We start from the raw sequence: 1,943 nt of genomic DNA on the forward strand, positions 1-1,943 counted from the left end.
GAAAAGCCCTTCCGCCCAGCCGGCACCACCTCAGCCGAGCTCGGGCGGCGGACAGCCGCCATCTTCTCCAGGACGCCACCAGGCATCAGCTACGCCCAGCCGCCTCGGTATGCCGCGGCCGCGCCTCAAGCCAGCCGGCCTTCACCGCCAGACAGCACCACGCCGCCGCCGTTACCGCGGTCCCAGCCGTCCAGCCGACCGCGAAGAACACCGCCGCGATCATCGACAGCACCACGCGGCCGGCGTCGACCTGCCGCGCCTCCGCCGTGATCTGGTCCACCGGCACCCGGTCAAGCACAGTCATCGTCAGCCTCCTCAGGCGAATGCGAATTTGGGCTTACGCTTCGCTGGCGGCGCCGGCATCGTCATGCACGCCTCCAGCGCCAGCACCGCAGCGATACCGGCGTCGATCTTCAACCGCTCCGGGCCCTTCACGAACACGAACCGCGTCCGGCCGTCGTCGTCCTCGTCCCGCGTGTGCACCTTCCGCCGGTGCATCGCAAGCACATGCTCAGTCAGGACCTTCGACCCGTCATGGCTGTACGAGCCCTCAGCGATCGCCGTGAGCCACCGGTCACACGCCCGCGACATCCGCAGCGACTGGTTCGTGTCGAAGAACGCGACCCGCTCCTCACCGTCCACGTCCGGGTACTCCTCGGCCCACGCCTCGATCTCGGTCTGCCACTTCGCCGGGTCGCACAGCATCCGGCCGACGTCATACCGGTCAAACGCATCCTCGACCGCCTCGGCCACCTCAAGCCGCGGGATCCGCCAGCCACGCTTCGCCTTCGGCGGCCGCGCCCACACCTTCAAAGGCCAGGTGTGCGGCGTACCGTCGAGCGCCGCGCACGCCAGCAGCGCCGTGCAGTCATCGCTGATCGACCCGTCAAAACCAAGCCCGACCCGCGTCCCGCGCGGCACCTGGACCCGGCGCGCCGCCAGATCGTTCCACTGGGCCGCCGTGACCGCCTTCGCCCGGTCGTCGGTGTTCCAGTTGAGGAAATACCTCGCCGAGTCCTCCCACAGCGAATCCGGATCCCGGATGTCCGCGACCAGGCGGTCGATGTCCACCCACCACGAGTCGCCGTACGCCACCCGCAGCGCCTCGGCAAGCTTCTCGTCCGGGTCATCCTCCCGCACCGGCGGCGCCTCCACCGCATCGCAGTAGACCCCCGGCGCGCCCTGCTCGACTGCCCGGTGCGTCGCCTCCGCCACCGAGTCCTCACCCGGCACGAAGCTGTTCGTCGTCTCGTAGGACCGGCCACCCATCTTGGCCACGTTCCGCCGCAACGTCCGCGCCAACCGCCGGCCACCGTTCGACGGCAACCACAGGTGCGTCTCGTCGAGGATCGCGTCCGTGATCGGCTGCCCCTCCCGGCTGCCGGCCGCTGCCGTCACCGGCTCCAGCTCGCCCGGCCGATCCAGCAGGTAACACCGGGTCAGTCCGACATCGATCCGCAGATCGCCGGCCGCCCGGGAATGGTTCGCGGTCAGCAACTCATAGATCACCGAGTACGTGTTGTCGGTCTGGTCCTCCGACACCGCCGCGACCTGCACCCACGGCTTCGCGTCACCGCCCCGGCTGCCCTGCGCCCGGCCCACCGGCTCACCATCCGCGTCCCACCCGTCGAACACCACCGGCCCGGCCAGCGCCGCGATCGCCTTCGCCGCCTCCCGCGGCGACTTCCCCCACCCCTTCGACCGCCGCGACACTCCACGCCGATAGATGTACCTGCCCGACACTGGATCAACCGCATACCACTCGACCAGACCACGAGCCTGCTCATCGGTGAACACCAGAGGCTCCGCCGGATCCCGCGGCGACGGCAGGCAATCCGCCCACCAGTCCAGCAACTGCCACCCCAACGACGGGTACGGCCGTCGCGGAGTCGGCCCACACCACGGCACCGCGCTACTCCGCGACACTCAGATGCGAATACCGG

2 protein-coding genes are annotated in these 1,943 nt (G+C 69.9%); both read right to left on the minus strand.

Annotated features, from left to right (window positions below):
• Positions 1 to 85: 85 nt before the first annotated feature.
• Positions 86 to 304: a hypothetical protein gene (locus ACRDSQ_RS06340; RefSeq protein WP_431419611.1), complete on the minus strand. Its 219-nt coding sequence runs from the start codon at positions 302 to 304 to the stop codon at positions 86 to 88.
• 11 nt (positions 305 to 315) lie between these two features.
• The gene (locus tag ACRDSQ_RS06345; RefSeq protein WP_431419613.1) at positions 316 to 1,557 is read right to left on the minus strand and encodes a hypothetical protein; all 1,242 of its coding nucleotides are present in this window, start codon (positions 1,555 to 1,557) and stop codon (positions 316 to 318) included.
• Positions 1,558 to 1,943: the final 386 nt, after the last annotated feature.

The organism is Actinokineospora sp., assembly GCF_050699995.1.
Lineage (GTDB): Bacteria > Actinomycetota > Actinomycetes > Mycobacteriales > Pseudonocardiaceae > Actinokineospora.

Bases quoted from the DNA above. Each gene is read 5' to 3' on its own strand.
- ACRDSQ_RS06340 (WP_431419611.1), bottom strand. From the start codon at position 304: ATGACTGTGCTTGACCGGGTGCCGGTGGACCAGATCACGGCGGAGGCG.